Here is a 14,797-nt window from a genome sequence, read left to right as displayed (position 1 = left end):
ATCCGGATGGGGGGCATCTCCTACACTCCGGCCGATCATGCCTTCCCTCCGTTCCGCGCTCGCCCTTCCCCTGCTCCTGGCCTCCGGCTGCATCAACACCCAGCCGCCCTCCGACCGGGGCCTCGTCAACAACGAGCTGTGTGCCCAGGAGTTGGCCAAGGGGGACTGCAAGCAGGCCGAGATCTATTGCGACCTGGGGATCGAGTTCGCGCCCCAGTACGCGGACCTGTGGTCCAACAAGGGACTCATCGCCCTCTGCATGGGCAACAAGAAGCAGGCCAAGGAGTTCTTCATCAAGGCCGTCCGCTTCAACCAGGAACAGGCGTCCGCCTACGCGAGCCTCGGCACGATCTACCTGGACGAAGGCGCCCTCGGGAAGGCGCACGACAGCTTCCAGCGCGCGCTGAAGGTGAACCCGGACTACGTCGAGGCCCGGTACAACCTGGGGCTCACCTACATGAACATGAAGAAGCTGGACAAGGCGGAGAAGGAGTTCCTCACCCTGCTGGTGATTGACCCCAACAACGCCCAGGTCCACCACGATCTGGGCATCGTCAAATACCAGCAGGGCCTCAAGGAAGAGGCCGCGCAGGAGATGACGAAGTCCGTCCAGCTCGCCCCCAACCTCAATCCGGATTGGTGGAACAACCTGGGCGCGGTGCTGATGGAGCTCAGCCGCTTCGAGGACGCCCGGCAGGCCTTTGGCAGCTGCGTGTCCCTCAAGAGTGATCACCCGCAGTGCCTCAACAACCTGAGCATCGCCCAGCGCAAGGCGGCCCTCACGGACTCGGCCCTCAAGGAGTTCCGCGACACGCAGAAGGCGGAGAACACCCCTCCCGCCCTCTTCGAGCTGGCGCGCAAGTACAAGGAGCAAGGGCTGCTGTCCGAGGAGGAGCGGACCTACAAGGCCTGCCTCAAGCTGGACGACAAGTACGCCCCCTGCCACTACGGCCTGTTCCAGCTCTACTCGGAAGGCCACAAGCGCCAGTCCGCGGAGATCGCCTGCAAGAACTTCCTCAAGTACGGCTCGGTGGAGGAGTTTCCCTCCGAGATGGAGACGTGCGAGAAGTTCCTCAGCGCGCAGTCGTACTAGCGCCCGCCCACGGCTACGAGCACCCCCGCCATCGCGATGAGCGTCAGGCTTACGGTTAAAGAGAGCAGTACCTCCGGTGGTAAAGCCACCGAGTTCGTCCTCGACGAATCCATCATCACCCTGGGCCGCGACAAGGGCTGCCAGGTGGTGTTGGCGCAGCAGGCGGTGTCGCGCAGCCACGCCCGCATCACCCAGGAGGGCAACCTCTTCTTCCTGGAGGATCTAGGCAGCGCCTACGGCACCCAGGTGAACGGCAAGCCCCTGCCCAAGGGAGAGAAGCGGCTGCTGCGCAATGGCGACATGATCGTCATCGCCCAGTTCGACATCCGCTTCGACAAGGTAGCGGATCTGCCCCACGACGTGGAATCGCAGAAGACGTCCTTCGTCGCCCGCAACATGGTGAAGGACGTGATGCGGGGCCTGTCCGGCAGCGAGGAACGCTACCTCCGAGTGATGAACGGCCCGCGCGAGGGCGAGCGCCTGGAGATCAACGACGCCCAGGAGTTCGTCATCGGCCGCGACGAGTCAGCGGACGTGGTCTTCCAGGACGACCTCATCTCCCGCCGGCACGTGAAGGTGCGGCGCGACTGGTCCGGCACGCACGTGGAGGATCTGGGCAGCCGCAACGGCATCAAGATCAACCGCAAGCGCGTGTCGCGCAAGATGCTCCGGGACGGTGACGAGCTGGAGGTAGGCGGCGTCCGCTTCGTCTACGTGTGCCCGTCCGAGGCGCCCGAGGAGCAGGCGGAGGTCCTGGCCGCGGAAGTGGCCTCGGCCACGAGCGGAGAGAGTAACGCCACGAACTCGCCGCCGGCCGCGCGTGAGCGCACGTCCTCGACGAAGCGCACCGCCGCCCCCACCGAGAAGCCCCCGGAGCCCGTCCAGGCCGAGGCCCAGGAGGAACCGGAAGCTCCCGCCGCCGCGGAGGAGCCCGCTGCGGAGCCACCGGAGGAGCCGGAGGAGCCGGTCGCCGAGGAGCCTCCCCCGGAGATTCCCGTGAGGGCGCCTCCGCCCCCGAGGTCTGGCCGCCGCGACGAGCTGGCGGACGAGGCACCGGGAAAGGACGTGAAGCGCCTCATTCCCCTGGTGGTGCTAGGCCTCATCGGCCTGACGGCGTTGGGCGTGCTGATCGCCCTGTTCGTCGGAGTCTAAAACCGACTCCCTCTCCCACTGGGAGAGGGCGGGGGGTGAGGGTATCCGAGCCCGTTCTCCAACCTATAGCCCTCGGTGTGAACAGGGGGTTCAACCCGAGTTCACCCGATACCCTCACCCCGACCCTCTCCCGAAGGGAGAGGGGAAGGTGCAGTCCTTCGAGGACTTTCCTGAAGGGCTTAGCGGATGGAGATGCGGGCCACCGGCTGGATGTTCAAGTCCGGGGACAGCTCCTGGAAGCTGACGATGGAGAACGGCGGGTTGAACTCGAACTCGAGCAACTTGCGCACGTAGCGCCGGATATCCATCGCGGTGAGGATGACAGGGCGCTGCGCGCTGGGCGGCAGATGGCCGCACTCGGACTTGACCGCCTGGACGATCTCCTGGGCGATGTCCGGCTCCAGCGCCAGGTGGGTGCCCGCCGAGGTCCGCTTGATGGAGCCGCGGATGGCCTCTTCGATCTGCGGATCCAGCAGATACACCACCAGGGTGCCCGTGCCGCGCGCGAACTTGTGGGACACGTAGCGCCGCAGGCTGGAGCGCACATGCTCGGTGAGCATCACGTTGTCGGCCTCGACCTGGCCGTACTCGGCCAGAGCCTGGAGGATGCCGCGCAGGTCGCGGATGGAGATCTCCTCCTCCACCAGGCGCCCGAGGATGTCCGTGAGCTTGAGCACGGTGACGACCTTGGGGACCACTTCCTTGACGATGGCGGGGAAGGCCTTCTCCAGCTGGTCGAGCATCGACTGCGTCTCCTGGACGCCGATGAACTCGCGCGCCTGGCGGCGCAGCACGGCGGCCAGGTGGAGGATGATGTAGCCAGGCACGTCCCAGGTGGTGAGACCGGCCGCCTCGAGCGTTTCCTTGTGCTGCTCGGGCACCCACGCCGCGGGCTGGCGGGTCGCGGGGTTGATCGCCTCGAAGCCCTGGATGTTCATCAACCGCAGGCGCTCCACCGTGTCGTTGACGAGCACGTGGCCGATGGTGGCCTGACCCGTCACCACGGGGACCTCGTTGATCTGAATCTGATACGAGCCGGGGGGCAGGTTCGGGTTGCCGCGAGCGCGAACGCCGGGGAAGCGCACGCCCAGCTCCACGAAGAGACCATCGCGCATGAAGGGGATGAGCTCGAAGAGGAACTTGCCGTTGTCCTGACGCGAGTCCACGAAGGGAACCAGGGCGTCGGAGACCTCCAGCACGATGGGCGTAACGACAGGGATGAAGAGCTCGGAGTCCGGGTTGATGGGCTCCTTCGGCTGGGGCTCGGTGGCCGCCGGCGTCTCGCCCGGGGGCGTATCTCCCGCGGTGAGGCCACCCTCCTCGCCCGCCGCACCCGCCTTCTCCTTCTTCATCATCGTCCAGGCGCCGTAGCCGGCTCCAGCGCCGAGGAGGAAGAACGGAATCTTAGGCAGACCGGGGATGAGACCGAGCACGAAGAGCATGCCCGCGGCGATGGCGATGGCCTTCGGGTAGGCGGTGAGCTGCGAGCCCACGTCCGCGCCGAGGTGGTTCCCCTCCTCTTCGCCGCCCACGCGCGTCACGATGATACCGGCGCAGGTGGAGATGAGGATGGCGGGAATCATGCCGACCAGACCGTCACCGATGGTGAGCAGCGTGTACTTCTCCGCCGCGCTCGCGACGTCCATCCCCTTCTGCATCACACCGATGACGAGACCACCGACGATGTTGATGACGGTGATGATGATGCTGGCGATGGCGTCGCCCTTGACGAACTTCATCGCACCGTCCATGGCGCCGAAGAGCTGGCTCTCTCGCTCCAGGTCGCGGCGCTTGCGCTTGCCCTCCTCCTGATCGATGGAACCCGCGCGCATGTCCGCGTCGATGGACATCTGCTTGCCGGGCATGGCGTCCAGGGTGAAGCGCGCGGCCACTTCGGCGACGCGCTCGCTGCCCTTGGAGATAACGATGAAGTTGACGATGACGAGGATGACGAAGATGACCAGACCGACGACGAAGTTGCCCTGAACCACGAAGTGGCCGAAGGCCTCGACCACCTCTCCGGGATCACCCGTCAGCAGGATGAGGCGCGTCGTGGAGATGGTGAGCGCCAGGCGGTACATCGTGGTGATGAGCAACAGTGTCGGGAATACCGACAGTTGCAGCGCCTGAGGGACGTACAGGGAGATCAGCAACAGCACGACGGAGATGCTGATGTTCAGGGTGAGCAGCACGTCCAGCAGCAGCGTGGGCAGCGGGACGATCATCATCCCGATGATCGCCACCACCACGCAGGCCAGGACGATGTCGGAGTATTTGGAGAGGAAGCTGTTGCTCTGGGCAGACATTGTCGGTTGCCGATCCTAGCGGTACCGGGCGCCATTCCCAAGCCTCCCCGCCCGAGTCCCCCTGGATGCCTGGCCTTTCTCGCGAAGGTACAGCTAGCCGTTCGTCCCGCTCTCAGCGGAATCCTGCAGGGCCTCCTCCGCGGCGCTCTGACGCGCCGCTTCGGCCAGCAGCCGCGCCCGCTCGCTGAGCGGATCCTTGTTCTCCGGATCCAACGCCACCACCCGGGAGAAGTCCTCGGCCGCCTCCAGGAGGCTGCCCAGGCGCAGGTGGACCTCTCCGCGGTTGACGAGGGCGGGACAGTCCGTCGGGTTGAGCCGCAGGGCCTCGTTGAAGTGGATCAGGGCATCATCCAGCTCGTCCACGGCCAGGCAGATGGCTCCGAGCGCCGTGCGGTAATAGCCCTCAGAGGGATCACACGCCGCCAGCTCCACGAAGACGGCACGGGCCTCCTCGTAGCGACCCTGTTCGTAGGCCTGGAAGCCCTTCATGGCCCGCTCGATCATCTCGGGCCCGGACAGTGGACGTGCGTCCTGGGTCGATGCCGTCGCCTTGGACTCGGTCGTCATCCGCGCAACTCCCTCATGCCCCTGCTCGAGCCCCCTCTGGGAGGAAGGGCGGCAGGACTCTACTCCGAGAGCACGGGCAGCACCAGATACCCCGTGAAAGCTTGAATCCAGTGAAAATAACCAGGAAACTTCTGGAGGGCCGGGGCGATAATCCTTTTGTCAGCAGGTTGCTGTGCCCACCCACATCACCCTCTAGGAGCTTCCCGCCATGTCCACCGTCAACAACGCCGCCACCTCCGCGCTCAACAAGGCCCTCTCCAACAGCAACACCTACAGCACCGAGGAGAACAACCTCCTGAGCAAGCTGAGCGGCCCGGACCGTGACCGCATGGAGGCCCAGCTCGCCCTCCAGAAGCAGCAGGAGACCGTGGCCTTCATCTCCAACATGATGAAGAAGCTCAACGAGATCGCGATGTCCGTCATCAACAACCTCAAGTAGTCCTGACGGTTCCCGCTTCTCCCCAGCCGGCCTCGCCTGGCCCTCCCCTCTTCTCCGGGGCGGCTCCCAGTGCCTGGCCGGCTTCTTTCGTTTTGGGGCTGCGATCCGGTCCCCTGGGCGTCGACCCCTGAAAAATCAGTAGAATATCCCGCCCAAGCAACACCGCGAGCGAACCTCGGATAATTCCTCTGTCAGCAACACAGTCCCTGGATCCCTCTCTCCGCGAGAAACACATGACCACTGGAATCTCGAACCAGAACAGGCAGACCGCCACCTCGACGAACCTCAACTTCAGCGGTGTGAACGAGCAGACCCTGGCGGCGAACGCCAAGCTCATCGACTCGACCCTGAAGCTGATGAACGAGGCGGTGAACCTGGCTGGCAAGGCGCTGGACACGGCCGACCAGATGGGCAAGGCGGTCCAGGCACAGCAGCAGTTCGGCACCGGCGGATGCTTCCCCACCGAGCAGCCGAACCCGGCCGACTCCTTCCACCGTGAGGCCAGCCTCCGGGTCGACGACAGCGGGAAAATCACCACGCCGGGCGGCTATACCATCGAGCAGCTGGGCCAGTTCGAGTGGAAGATCACCGGTCCGGACAACAAGGAGACCCGCGTCTGGGGCGACCCGCACGTCGAGGAGAGCGACGGCGGCAAGTGGGACTTCAAGAAGAACACCGAGTTCGTGCTGGGTGACGGCACCCGCATCGACGTCACCTGCAAGCCCTATGGCAACGGCGCGACCGTCACCGGCCAGCTCGACATCGTGAACGGCGACAGCCACGTGCGCGTCACCGACATCGACAAGGGCAAGGGCAAGGTGGGTCCCGTGACCGACGATGGCCATGCGCAGCTGTCCACCTTCAACATCGCCGGAGCCGACCACGTCACCATGGGCAAGACGACGGCCGACTGGACCTTCGAGGGCCGGGAGATCGTCGGCTCGGAGAACCAGGGCGAGAAGCTGAAGACGAAGAACGAGGTGGCCACGATCACCAGCAACTGGATGACCCAGTTCGCCACGAAGAAGAAGGGCAACGACACGCTGCAGGCCATGCAGGAGCGCTTCGACTCCGTGCAGAAGCTCTTCGAGTCCCTGACCAACACCCGCGCGATGGGCTTCAACCCGTTCCGCCGCCAGAACGACTTCGCCAAGTACGACCGCAACCAGCACCTCGAGGGCATGAAGGCGTCCTTCAATGCGATGACCGAGATGATGAAGGCGCTGCAGCGGCAGTTCGAGATCAGTGGTATGCTCCGCGGCCGCGGTTCGAACATCGCCTAGCCGCCATCACCACCGGACGGGGCCGGAGGCCCCGTCCTCGAGGTCTCTGTGAGCAGCGACTCTTCCCCGCCTCCTGACGAAAAAGCCCGGCGTGAGCAGGAAGCCGCCGAGAAGTTGATTCGCGGTGAGATCACCCTGGGTCAGTTCCTGGGGATGCCCACGCAGGTGCTCTATCAATGGGCGAACACCGCGCACCAGCTCCTGCAGGCGGGTAGCACGCAGCAGGCGTTGCAGATCTTCAAGGGCCTGGTGGCCGCGGCCCCCTACGACAGCGTCTTCCACTGCCAGCTCGCCGCGACGTACATGACGCTGGAGAAGTACGACGAAGCGTTCGAGGAGTTCGAGCAGTCGCTCCGCTTCAACTCGGGCAATGTGGACGCGCTCGTGGGCCGCGGAGAGATCCACCTGCGCCGGGGCAACGTGCCCGCGGGCCTGGCGGACTTCACCCAGGCTACTCAGCGGGATCCAGAGCTCAAGCGCCGCTCGACCCAGCGCGCCCGCGCGACGCTGCTCGTGCTCAAGCAGCAGGCGCAACAGTCCGGGGCGAAGAAGTAGCGCCTCCTCCATCCGCGACCCCGACGCCCGGCACCGCGCATCGCGTGGCCGGGCGTCTTTCATTTCCGCTCCCGTCAGGCCCTCGGAGGCAGGCAGCAGGTGGGGTCGGAAAATGTGCGGAAAAATGGGGAGGAAACTTCTGGAGGGCCGGGGCGATAATCCTTTTGTCAGCAGGTCGCCGTGCCCAACCGCACCACCTTCTAGGAGCTTCCCACATGTCCACCATCAACAACGCCGCCACCTCCGCGCTCAACAAGGCCCTCTCCAACAGCAACACCTACAGCACCGAGGAGAACAACCTCCTGAGCAAGCTGAGCGGCCCGGACCGTGACCGCATGGAGGCCCAGCTCGCCCTCCAGAAGCAGCAGGAGACCGTGGCCTTCATCTCCAACATGATGAAGAAGCTCAACGAGATCGCGATGTCCGTCATCAACAACCTCAAGTAGTCCTGACGGTTCCCGCTTCTCCCCAGCCGGCCTCGCCTGGCCCTCCCCTCTTCTCCGGGGCGGCTCCCAGTGCCTGGCCGGCTTCTTCTTTTTCCGGCGACAACCCCCCGGCCGATCAGCCCCTCAGCTTCCCGAGCCCCGGATTCATCATCCAGGTCTTGAGGGACTCGAGCTGCGCCTGCTTCTCCCGCTGCGCATTCGCCGGGCCCGACGGCTGAGGAACCTCGCCCGAGAGGGAGCGCGCTTTCTGGGCGGCACCCGACTCGAAGCTGTCATTCCCGCCTTGACCCCCGCCCGAGGCCGTGGGCCGCGCCGCGGAGGCTCCGCTGGCCGCGGAAGGGGAGCCCCGGGCGATGAAGCACGTATGGACCCACTCCAAGGACTCCATGAGGACGGGCGGTGTTCGCATCGCCGTCGAGTCCTGGGAGAACTGGGCGAAGGCCTCCTGGAACTCTTGAAACAGCTGCTTGTCGAGCACGCCTCCTGGCCTGGAGCCACTCAGCAGGGCGGCCATCTTGTTCAGCACCTGCTGAAGAGAGCCCTTGGCCGTCTTCGCGGCCTTCGCGAGGTCGGCGATCAACTGATCCCGCCTGGCGAGCGCATCGGTCGTGTTGGAGGGCGTCTTGGCGAGCTCGGGCGGCTTGAACGTCGGCATGAAGGGAGCCTCCGGTGGCGGGAAGAGTCTAGCAGACTCCACCGCATCCTCCGAGAAAGCCCGTTTCACCGCTCCGCGTGGAAGCGGGACCGGAAATGCGCCGGAAAATGGGGGAGGAAACTTCTGGAGGGCGGGGGCGATAATCCTTTTGTCAGCAGGTTGCTGTGCTCCCACACACCACCCTCTAGGAGCTTCCCACCATGTCCACCGTCAACAACGCCGCCACCTCCGCGCTCAACAAGGCCCTCTCCAACAGCAACACCTACAGCACCGAGGAGAACAACCTCCTGAGCAAGCTGAGCGGCCCGGACCGTGACCGCATGGAGGCCCAGCTCGCCCTCCAGAAGCAGCAGGAGACCGTGGCCTTCATCTCCAACATGATGAAGAAGCTCAACGAGATCGCGATGTCCGTCATCAACAACCTCAAGTAGTCCTGACGGTTCCCGCTTCTCTCCGAGCCGGCCTCGCCTGGCCCTCCCCTCTTCTCCGGGGAGGCTCCCAGTGCCTGGCCGGCTTCTTCTTTTTTCCGCGCGGCAGGGAAACCGTCCTCGAGAAGCCGGCTGACGCAGCGGGCTTCGGCTCGGAAAATGTGCGGAAAAATGGGGAGGAAACTTCTGGAGGCCCGGGGCGATAATCCTTTTGTCAGCAGGTCGCCGTGCCCAACCGCACCACCTTCTAGGAGCTTCCCACATGTCCACCATCAACAACGCCGCCACCTCCGCGCTCAACAAGGCCCTCTCCAACAGCAACACCTACAGCACCGAGGAGAACAACCTCCTGAGCAAGCTGAGCGGCCCGGACCGTGACCGCATGGAGGCCCAGCTCGCCCTCCAGAAGCAGCAGGAGACCGTGGCCTTCATCTCCAACATGATGAAGAAGCTCAACGAGATCGCGATGTCCGTCATCAACAACCTCAAGTAGTCCTGACGGTTCCCGCTTCTTCCCAGCCGGCCTCGCCTGGCCCTCCCCTCTTCTCCGGGGCGGCTCCCAGTGCCTGGCCGGCTTCTTCTTTTTCCGGCGCCCGCCTCCGTTCGAACCCCGTCCCCGCGACGCGGGACTTCGCCATCCCCGCAAGCACGACAGCCGCTCGAGGCCTCGACCTCCTGGGGGAGATCGAAGACCGTCCGAGCGGCTGCCGGAACCACCTGGGTCTGACTCAGACCGTCACTTCCACATGTCTTCGCGCAGCTCCTTGGTCTTCTGCATGATCTTGTTCAGGAAGTAGTCGTCCGACATCTTGCCGATGATCTCATGCATCGAGTGCTTGTGGATGAGCTGCTTGGCCTGCTCCCGGATCTCATCCTCCGTGGCATCCGGATTCTCCTGGAGGAACTTCTCCATGTCCGTCTCGACGTTCTTCTTGTAGTTGTCGACCCGCACGGAGTTGAGCCAGCCCACCTCGGTGTTCTTCATCGCGTTGCGCTCCGCGACGTCCTTGTCCAGCTCTCCCTGCCAGATGGCCTTCGCCTTGCTCGGGGAGACCGTCGGCTGAGTGGACTGCACGGACATGGACCGCGCATTGCTGGGACCTGAGACCGAAGTCATGGAAGTCTTCCTCCAGAGAATGAACCTTTGGGGGGAATTCTCGCAGCAAGTCCGCGAAATGTTGCGTCCCCTTTTTACGAATTCGCGGGGACCGCGAAAATGCGCCGGAAAATGGGGGAGGAAACTTCTGGAGGGCGGGGGCGATAATCCTTTTGTCAGCAGGTTGCTGTGCCCCCACACACCACCCTCTAGGAGCTTCCCACATGTCCACCATCAACAACGCCGCCACCTCCGCGCTCAACAAGGCCCTCTCCAACAGCAACACCTACAGCACCGAGGAGAACAACCTCCTGAGCAAGCTGAGCGGCCCGGACCGTGACCGCATGGAGGCCCAGCTCGCCCTCCAGAAGCAGCAGGAGACCGTGGCCTTCATCTCCAACATGATGAAGAAGCTCAACGAGATCGCGATGTCCGTCATCAACAACCTCAAGTAGTCCTGACGGTTCCCGCTTCTCTCCGAGCCGGCCTTGGCCTGGCCCTCCCCTCTTCTCCGGGGAGGCTCCCAGTGCCTGGCCGGCTTCTTCTTTTCCCGCGGGCCGTGAGCTCGGAGCCCATGCGGGAGGGGCGGCGGTGCGGTCCACTCGCGGACGGCACCGCCACCAGACTTCTCAGCCCTTCACCTTGCCCAGCCCGGGATTCAGCATCCAGCTCTTCATGGACTCGAGCTGCTCCTGCTCCTTGTTGGGCTGACCCGGCGGCACGGGAACGTCACCACCGAGCGAGCGCGCGTGCTGAGAGCCACCCGACTCGAAGCTGTCCTTGGCCCCCTTGGCCGCGCTCGCGGGCTTGGAAGCGGCCGGCGCGGAAGCAGCGGGCGCGGCACCCGCCACGGGGAAGCCACGCGACGCCAGGTACGCCTGCATCCACTCCACGGACTCCATGAGGATGGCGGGCCGGGGCTTGGCGACAGCCTCGGGATCCTGCGAATAGCGCGTGAAGGCGTCCTTGACGTCCTGCAGCGACTGGGGGTTGTAGGGCGCTCCCGGCTTGGTGCTGGCCAGGAGGGTCACCATCTTGCGCAGCACCTGCTGGAGCGTGCCGGAGGCATCCTTCGCGGCCTTCTCCAGCTCGGCAATGATGTGATCGCGCTTGGCGACAAGGTCGGCCGGAGCCGCGGGCGGCATCTCGGCGGGCACAGTCAGGTTGTTGGGCGTCGACATTGAGCACTTCCTCCACAGGTGGATACTTCGGACGTTATAAGACCTCTGCGCTTCCAGGAAGAGCCGTAAACTCCCGAAACACGCCGCGCCGCGCCGCGTCCGGACCGGCTCAGCGGCCCGTGAGCGCCTCGACCAGGGCGTTCGCCTTGCGGGCCACCGGGTCGCCTTCCGGAGCGAGGGAGATGGCCCGACGTAGATCCTCCACGGCCTGGGCCTTCTGGCCCATGGTCAGTCGCACCTCGGCGCGGCCCACGTAGGCCTGCGCATCACGGGCGTCCAGCTTGAGGGCCACATCGTAGGCGGCCAGTGCACCCTGCGCGTTGCCGGCGGCCATCTCCACCACCCCGAGCGCCTTCGCGAAGTAGGCATCCGCGGGGTTGATGGCGTAGAGGCCCTGGAAGAGCGTGCGCGCCTCGGCGATCCGGCCCTGGTAGTAGAAGAAGTAGGCCGTCTTGGCGATGGCGTACAGCTCCTCGTCCGAGTAGCCGCGCACGTCGCGCAGCGTGGCCTTGCCCTCTGCCCAGCGTTGGACCAGCGCGGTGAGCTTGGTCTCGTCCTGCGGCGGGTTGTTGCTGTCCGATGCGGCCATGGTGCTAGTACCCCTCGTCCTGCTGCTCCTCGCGAATGCGGCGCTGGATCTCCTGGATCTCAGAGTGGACCTGGCCCACCAGTGCCAGCATCTGCGCCTCGCGCTGCAGCAGCCCCTTGAGGCGCTCCATCCGCTCCGGCGGCGCGTTGATGCGCCCCAGGCTGCGCTCGAGCATCTGCCGCTGCTCCCCGTCCGCGCGTCCAGCCACGCTGCCCAGGAACGGCCGGTCCGACATGCCCTCCAGGTCCGCCTCATGCCCCTTGGGGAACGGAGGCTCGGGCAGGCGGATCTCCTCCGAGGAGTGCGCCGGGCCGATGAAGTCCAGCAGCGCCGCCGAGGCGAGCGCCGGGCTCTTCGGGTTGCCGGCCTTGCGCTTCTTGCGGTCGAACTGGGACGGGTCGACCAACTTCTCACGGACGGCGCGGGGTCCTCCCCAGGGCCAGAGGGGGGCTCTCGGGGGCTGATTGTTGATTTTGGCCATGGTCGGGTCCGAACCTCACTCCAGGTGGGGGGGCACAGTCTACCCCACCCTCAACGTTTGCCGCCTGCCTGCTGCTCGCGCTGCAGTTCGTAGACGAAATTGAGGATCTCCGCGACGGCGTCGTAGAGCTCCTCGGGGACTTCCTGGCCCACGTCGACACGGTAGAGCGCGTTGGCCAGGGGAACGTTCTTCATGAGCGGGATGTTGTACTGCTTCGCGATCTCCCGGATCTTCTCCGCCTTGAGGCGCAGGCCCTTGGCCACCACGCGCGGCGCGGTGTCCTTGTCCTTGTCGTACTTGAGCGCGATCGCCATCTCGACATCGTCATTCATGGGAACCTCGCGTCAGCAACGGGAAGCGCGGCCTCAAGCACGCGCCGCCGGTTTGTCGTTCTTCAGGCCGTAGACGAAGTTGAGCACCTCGGCGACCGCGTCGTACAGCTCCTCAGGGACTTCCTCGCCCACCTCCACGCGCAGCAGTGCGTGCGCCAGGGGCACGTTGCGCAGCGTGGGCACATCCCGCTCGCGGGCAATCGCCTTGATGCGCTCGGCCTTGAAGTCCAGGCCCTTCACCAGCACGCGCGGCGCAGTGTCCTTGTCCTTGTCGTACTTGAGCGCTACGGCCACGTGATCCGGGTTGGTGACGATGACGTCGGCGTCCTTCACGGCCTCCATCTGCGCCCCCTCGAGGATCTCATGCGCCATCTCCTTGCGCTTGGCCTTCTGGTGCGGATCGCCCTCGCTCTCCTTGTATTCCTTCTTCACGTCCTCCTTCGACATCATCTGGTCCTTCATGTACGACTTGCGCTGCCACCAGACGTCGAAGATCGCGAAGAGGAAGAACACCAGGCCCACGCGCACGGCGACGCGGAACACCAGCTCGCCCATCACCGCCAGGACCATCGGGACGTCGCGGCGCACCGTCTCCACCACCAGGGGCATGGCATCGCGCACCACGCCGTAGGTCACGTAGGAGGCCACGGAGATCTTCGCCACGTTCTTGATCAGCTCGACGATCTGCTTCTTGGAGATGAGGTTCTTCATCCCCTCGATGGGGTTGAGCTTCTCCAGCTTGGGCATCAACGGATCCATCGTGAACAGCGAGCCCACCAGGAGGAAGTCCACCAGGCCGCCCATGATGGCCACCGCCACCACCACCGGCAACGAGAGCAGGATGATGGTGGACAGGGCCATCGTCATGAGCTGCGAGGTGGCCTCCTGCAGGTTCTCCGGGTGGGCGATGTGATCGAAGCTGAAGTTGAAGAGCTCGGTGACCTTCGACTCCACGGTGGACCACGTCGCCTTGACCACGCCCAGGCCCACCACGAGGCCGAACACGCCCGTCAGGTCCTTGCTCTTCCAGACCTGGCCCTTCTTGCGTGCGTCGTCGAGCTTCTTTTGTGTGGGTTCTTCTGTCTTTTCGCCGGACATGGAGAGGACCTCGGCTCAGCCGAGCAGGCGCACCGCGTGGCGAAGCAAGGCCAGCATGGAGGCGAACTCCGCCTGCATGCGCCCCATGATGAGGCCCAGGGACATGGAGACGACGATGACCGTCACCAGCGGCTTGATGGACATGGAGATGAAGAACACCTGGACCTGGGGCGCCACGCGGTTGATGGCACCCAGCGCCATGTCCGTCAGGAAGGAGGCCAGCAGGGTCGGTGCGGAGAGCGCGAGGGAGATCTTCAACAGGTCCGCGAAGGAGCGGATGATGAGCTCGAAGAAGGACCACTGACCCGAGCTGAAGCGCGGAAAGCTGTCCAGGGGCACGATGGCGAGGCTCTCGGCGAGCGCCTCGATGACCAGATGGTGGCCATTGAGCGTGAGGAAGAGCACCACCGCCAGCTGGATCTTCAGGTTGGAGAAGAGCGACACCTGCTGGCCGATCTGCGGCACGAAGAGCTGCGCGTTGTTGCTGCCCGACATGGTGTCGGCGATGTTGCCTGCCACTCGCGCTGCTTCGAAGACCATGCTGACGATCGTCGCCAGCGCCACACCGAGGAAGATCTCCTTGAGCAGCAACCCGATGTAGGGCAGCGCGCTGGTGGGGATGGCGCCCATGCGCGAGCTCACCGCCGGGAAGAGCACCGCGGAGAGCGTGATGCCCACGCCCATCTTGATCTCCGTGGGCACCACCTCGCCGCCCAGGAAGGGCGAGAGCACCAGCACCGGCATGATCCGGCACATGAGCAGGCCCATCGTGAAGATGACGAGCGAGAGGTTGGCCTGCTCCGTCAGCCTGGCGATGACCTCGGAGACGTTCATCGGATGAGGGCCGGGAACTGATCGAAGACGTGGAAGGTGAAGCGCACCAGCTGCATGCCAATCCACGGGCCGGTGAGCGCCAGGATGCCGAACACGGCGACGAGCTTGGGCGCGAACGAGAGCGTCTGCTCCTGGATCTGCGTGGTGGCCTGGAAGACGGCGACGATCAGACCCACCAGCAGGGCCATCAACACCGGTGGGGCCGAGACGAGGATGACCAGGTAGAGCGACTGCTGGAGGATGGTGTTGAGCTGGTGCATGT

At 64.9% G+C, this 14,797-nt stretch carries 20 protein-coding genes; 9 read left to right on the top strand and 11 right to left on the bottom strand.

The window, feature by feature from the left end:
• Nucleotides 1-37 precede the first annotated feature (37 nt).
• Nucleotides 38-1,093 carry a tetratricopeptide repeat protein gene (locus F0U60_RS17240; protein WP_395820983.1) on the top strand — a complete coding sequence of 352 codons (1,056 nt, stop codon included), beginning with the start codon at nt 38-40 and terminating at the stop codon, nt 1,091-1,093.
• Nucleotides 1,094-1,129: 36 nt separating this feature from the next.
• Entirely contained in the window at nt 1,130-2,245 is a 1,116-nt protein-coding gene (locus F0U60_RS17235; RefSeq protein ID WP_395820980.1) for an FHA domain-containing protein, read from the top strand.
• Nucleotides 2,246-2,424: 179 nt separating this feature from the next.
• Here the strand turns inward: F0U60_RS17235 and sctV are convergent, their stop codons facing one another.
• Together sctV and F0U60_RS17225 are read right to left on the bottom strand one after the other, a co-directional pair.
• Nucleotides 2,425-4,551: a type III secretion system export apparatus subunit SctV gene (gene sctV, locus F0U60_RS17230; protein ID WP_395820978.1), complete on the bottom strand. Its 2,127-nt coding sequence runs from the start codon at nt 4,549-4,551 to the stop codon at nt 2,425-2,427.
• Between the two features lie 93 nt (nt 4,552-4,644).
• Entirely contained in the window at nt 4,645-5,118 is a 474-nt protein-coding gene (locus F0U60_RS17225) for a tetratricopeptide repeat protein (protein ID WP_395820975.1), read from the bottom strand.
• Nucleotides 5,119-5,326: 208 nt separating this feature from the next.
• Here F0U60_RS17225 and F0U60_RS17220 point away from each other — a divergent pair, with 208 nt between their 5' ends.
• The 4 genes from F0U60_RS17220 (at nt 5,327) to F0U60_RS17205 (ending at nt 7,841) form a co-directional block, all read left to right on the top strand.
• Nucleotides 5,327-5,557 carry a hypothetical protein gene (locus tag F0U60_RS17220; RefSeq protein WP_395820964.1) on the top strand — a complete coding sequence of 77 codons (231 nt, stop codon included), beginning with the start codon at nt 5,327-5,329 and terminating at the stop codon, nt 5,555-5,557.
• A gap of 233 nt (nt 5,558-5,790) precedes the next feature.
• Nucleotides 5,791-6,840 carry a DUF1521 domain-containing protein gene (locus tag F0U60_RS17215; protein WP_395820972.1) on the top strand — a complete coding sequence of 350 codons (1,050 nt, stop codon included), beginning with the start codon at nt 5,791-5,793 and terminating at the stop codon, nt 6,838-6,840.
• Nucleotides 6,841-6,888: 48 nt separating this feature from the next.
• Nucleotides 6,889-7,395, top strand: coding sequence for a tetratricopeptide repeat protein (locus tag F0U60_RS17210; protein WP_395820970.1), 507 nt, complete (start codon nt 6,889-6,891; stop codon nt 7,393-7,395).
• Between the two features lie 215 nt (nt 7,396-7,610).
• Nucleotides 7,611-7,841 carry a hypothetical protein gene (locus tag F0U60_RS17205; protein WP_395820958.1) on the top strand — a complete coding sequence of 77 codons (231 nt, stop codon included), beginning with the start codon at nt 7,611-7,613 and terminating at the stop codon, nt 7,839-7,841.
• Nucleotides 7,842-7,956: 115 nt separating this feature from the next.
• Here F0U60_RS17205 and F0U60_RS17200 read toward each other — a convergent pair whose 3' ends face one another.
• Nucleotides 7,957-8,496: a hypothetical protein gene (locus tag F0U60_RS17200; protein WP_395820967.1), complete on the bottom strand. Its 540-nt coding sequence runs from the start codon at nt 8,494-8,496 to the stop codon at nt 7,957-7,959.
• A gap of 200 nt (nt 8,497-8,696) precedes the next feature.
• Between F0U60_RS17200 and F0U60_RS17195 the strand changes: the two genes are divergently transcribed.
• Nucleotides 8,697-8,927: a hypothetical protein gene (locus F0U60_RS17195; RefSeq protein ID WP_395820964.1), complete on the top strand. Its 231-nt coding sequence runs from the start codon at nt 8,697-8,699 to the stop codon at nt 8,925-8,927.
• 259 nt (nt 8,928-9,186) lie between these two features.
• A complete protein-coding gene (locus F0U60_RS17190; protein WP_395820958.1) occupies nt 9,187-9,417 on the top strand; it encodes a hypothetical protein in 231 nt (76 codons plus the stop codon).
• A gap of 243 nt (nt 9,418-9,660) precedes the next feature.
• Here the strand turns inward: F0U60_RS17190 and F0U60_RS17185 are convergent, their stop codons facing one another.
• Nucleotides 9,661-10,041 carry a hypothetical protein gene (locus F0U60_RS17185; RefSeq protein WP_395820961.1) on the bottom strand — a complete coding sequence of 127 codons (381 nt, stop codon included), beginning with the start codon at nt 10,039-10,041 and terminating at the stop codon, nt 9,661-9,663.
• A 203-nt stretch (nt 10,042-10,244) separates the two neighbouring features.
• On the opposite strand from F0U60_RS17185, the gene F0U60_RS17180 reads away from it, so the two are divergent.
• On the top strand, nt 10,245-10,475 hold the full coding sequence (locus F0U60_RS17180) for a hypothetical protein (protein WP_395820958.1): 231 nt from the start codon (nt 10,245-10,247) through the stop codon (nt 10,473-10,475).
• 174 nt (nt 10,476-10,649) lie between these two features.
• Here F0U60_RS17180 and F0U60_RS17175 read toward each other — a convergent pair whose 3' ends face one another.
• The 7 genes from F0U60_RS17175 to fliQ all read right to left on the bottom strand — a co-directional run bounded on the left by F0U60_RS17175 (nt 10,650) and on the right by fliQ (nt 14,795).
• Nucleotides 10,650-11,201, bottom strand: a complete 552-nt coding sequence (locus F0U60_RS17175; protein ID WP_395820955.1) for a hypothetical protein — start codon at nt 11,199-11,201, stop codon at nt 10,650-10,652.
• 109 nt (nt 11,202-11,310) lie between these two features.
• The gene (locus tag F0U60_RS17170; RefSeq protein ID WP_395820952.1) at nt 11,311-11,790 is read right to left on the bottom strand and encodes a SycD/LcrH family type III secretion system chaperone; all 480 of its coding nucleotides are present in this window, start codon (nt 11,788-11,790) and stop codon (nt 11,311-11,313) included.
• Nucleotides 11,791-11,794: 4 nt separating this feature from the next.
• Nucleotides 11,795-12,271, bottom strand: coding sequence for a hypothetical protein (locus tag F0U60_RS17165; RefSeq protein WP_395820949.1), 477 nt, complete (start codon nt 12,269-12,271; stop codon nt 11,795-11,797).
• A 50-nt stretch (nt 12,272-12,321) separates the two neighbouring features.
• A complete protein-coding gene (locus F0U60_RS17160) occupies nt 12,322-12,603 on the bottom strand; it encodes an EscU/YscU/HrcU family type III secretion system export apparatus switch protein (RefSeq protein WP_395820947.1) in 282 nt (93 codons plus the stop codon).
• Between the two features lie 33 nt (nt 12,604-12,636).
• A complete protein-coding gene (gene sctU / locus F0U60_RS17155; RefSeq protein ID WP_395820943.1) occupies nt 12,637-13,701 on the bottom strand; it encodes a type III secretion system export apparatus subunit SctU in 1,065 nt (354 codons plus the stop codon).
• A gap of 15 nt (nt 13,702-13,716) precedes the next feature.
• Entirely contained in the window at nt 13,717-14,535 is an 819-nt protein-coding gene (locus tag F0U60_RS17150) for a flagellar biosynthetic protein FliR (RefSeq protein ID WP_395820941.1), read from the bottom strand.
• On the bottom strand, nt 14,532-14,795 hold the full coding sequence (gene fliQ / locus F0U60_RS17145; protein ID WP_395820938.1) for a flagellar biosynthesis protein FliQ: 264 nt from the start codon (nt 14,793-14,795) through the stop codon (nt 14,532-14,534). Before fliQ ends, F0U60_RS17150 begins: the two co-directional genes overlap by 4 nt.
• Between the last annotated feature and the right edge of the window lie 2 nt (nt 14,796-14,797).

Origin of the sequence: Archangium minus (assembly GCF_044360475.1) — a bacterium.
In the GTDB taxonomy this organism is placed as follows: domain Bacteria; phylum Myxococcota; class Myxococcia; order Myxococcales; family Myxococcaceae; genus Archangium; species Archangium minus.
This window is presented reverse-complemented; position numbering and strand designations above follow the sequence as displayed.

What these genes read in the sequence shown, in the direction of transcription:
- F0U60_RS17190 (WP_395820958.1), top strand. Translation starts at nt 9,187, where the DNA reads ATGTCCACCATCAACAACGCCGCCACCTCCGCGCTCAACAAGGCCCTC.
- F0U60_RS17220 (WP_395820964.1), top strand. Translation starts at nt 5,327, where the DNA reads ATGTCCACCGTCAACAACGCCGCCACCTCCGCGCTCAACAAGGCCCTC.
- F0U60_RS17180 (WP_395820958.1), top strand. Translation starts at nt 10,245, where the DNA reads ATGTCCACCATCAACAACGCCGCCACCTCCGCGCTCAACAAGGCCCTC.
- F0U60_RS17170 (WP_395820952.1), bottom strand. Translation starts at nt 11,790, where the DNA reads ATGGCCGCATCGGACAGCAACAACCCGCCGCAGGACGAGACCAAGCTC.
- F0U60_RS17185 (WP_395820961.1), bottom strand. Translation starts at nt 10,041, where the DNA reads ATGACTTCGGTCTCAGGTCCCAGCAATGCGCGGTCCATGTCCGTGCAG.
- F0U60_RS17200 (WP_395820967.1), bottom strand. Translation starts at nt 8,496, where the DNA reads ATGCCGACGTTCAAGCCGCCCGAGCTCGCCAAGACGCCCTCCAACACG.
- fliQ (WP_395820938.1), bottom strand. Translation starts at nt 14,795, where the DNA reads ATGCACCAGCTCAACACCATCCTCCAGCAGTCGCTCTACCTGGTCATC.
- F0U60_RS17235 (WP_395820980.1), top strand. Translation starts at nt 1,130, where the DNA reads ATGAGCGTCAGGCTTACGGTTAAAGAGAGCAGTACCTCCGGTGGTAAA.
- F0U60_RS17240 (WP_395820983.1), top strand. Translation starts at nt 38, where the DNA reads ATGCCTTCCCTCCGTTCCGCGCTCGCCCTTCCCCTGCTCCTGGCCTCC.
- sctV (WP_395820978.1), bottom strand. Translation starts at nt 4,551, where the DNA reads ATGTCTGCCCAGAGCAACAGCTTCCTCTCCAAATACTCCGACATCGTC.
- F0U60_RS17195 (WP_395820964.1), top strand. Translation starts at nt 8,697, where the DNA reads ATGTCCACCGTCAACAACGCCGCCACCTCCGCGCTCAACAAGGCCCTC.
- sctU (WP_395820943.1), bottom strand. Translation starts at nt 13,701, where the DNA reads ATGTCCGGCGAAAAGACAGAAGAACCCACACAAAAGAAGCTCGACGAC.
- F0U60_RS17215 (WP_395820972.1), top strand. Translation starts at nt 5,791, where the DNA reads ATGACCACTGGAATCTCGAACCAGAACAGGCAGACCGCCACCTCGACG.
- F0U60_RS17150 (WP_395820941.1), bottom strand. Translation starts at nt 14,535, where the DNA reads ATGAACGTCTCCGAGGTCATCGCCAGGCTGACGGAGCAGGCCAACCTC.
- F0U60_RS17160 (WP_395820947.1), bottom strand. Translation starts at nt 12,603, where the DNA reads ATGAATGACGATGTCGAGATGGCGATCGCGCTCAAGTACGACAAGGAC.
- F0U60_RS17225 (WP_395820975.1), bottom strand. Translation starts at nt 5,118, where the DNA reads ATGACGACCGAGTCCAAGGCGACGGCATCGACCCAGGACGCACGTCCA.
- F0U60_RS17175 (WP_395820955.1), bottom strand. Translation starts at nt 11,201, where the DNA reads ATGTCGACGCCCAACAACCTGACTGTGCCCGCCGAGATGCCGCCCGCG.
- F0U60_RS17205 (WP_395820958.1), top strand. Translation starts at nt 7,611, where the DNA reads ATGTCCACCATCAACAACGCCGCCACCTCCGCGCTCAACAAGGCCCTC.
- F0U60_RS17165 (WP_395820949.1), bottom strand. Translation starts at nt 12,271, where the DNA reads ATGGCCAAAATCAACAATCAGCCCCCGAGAGCCCCCCTCTGGCCCTGG.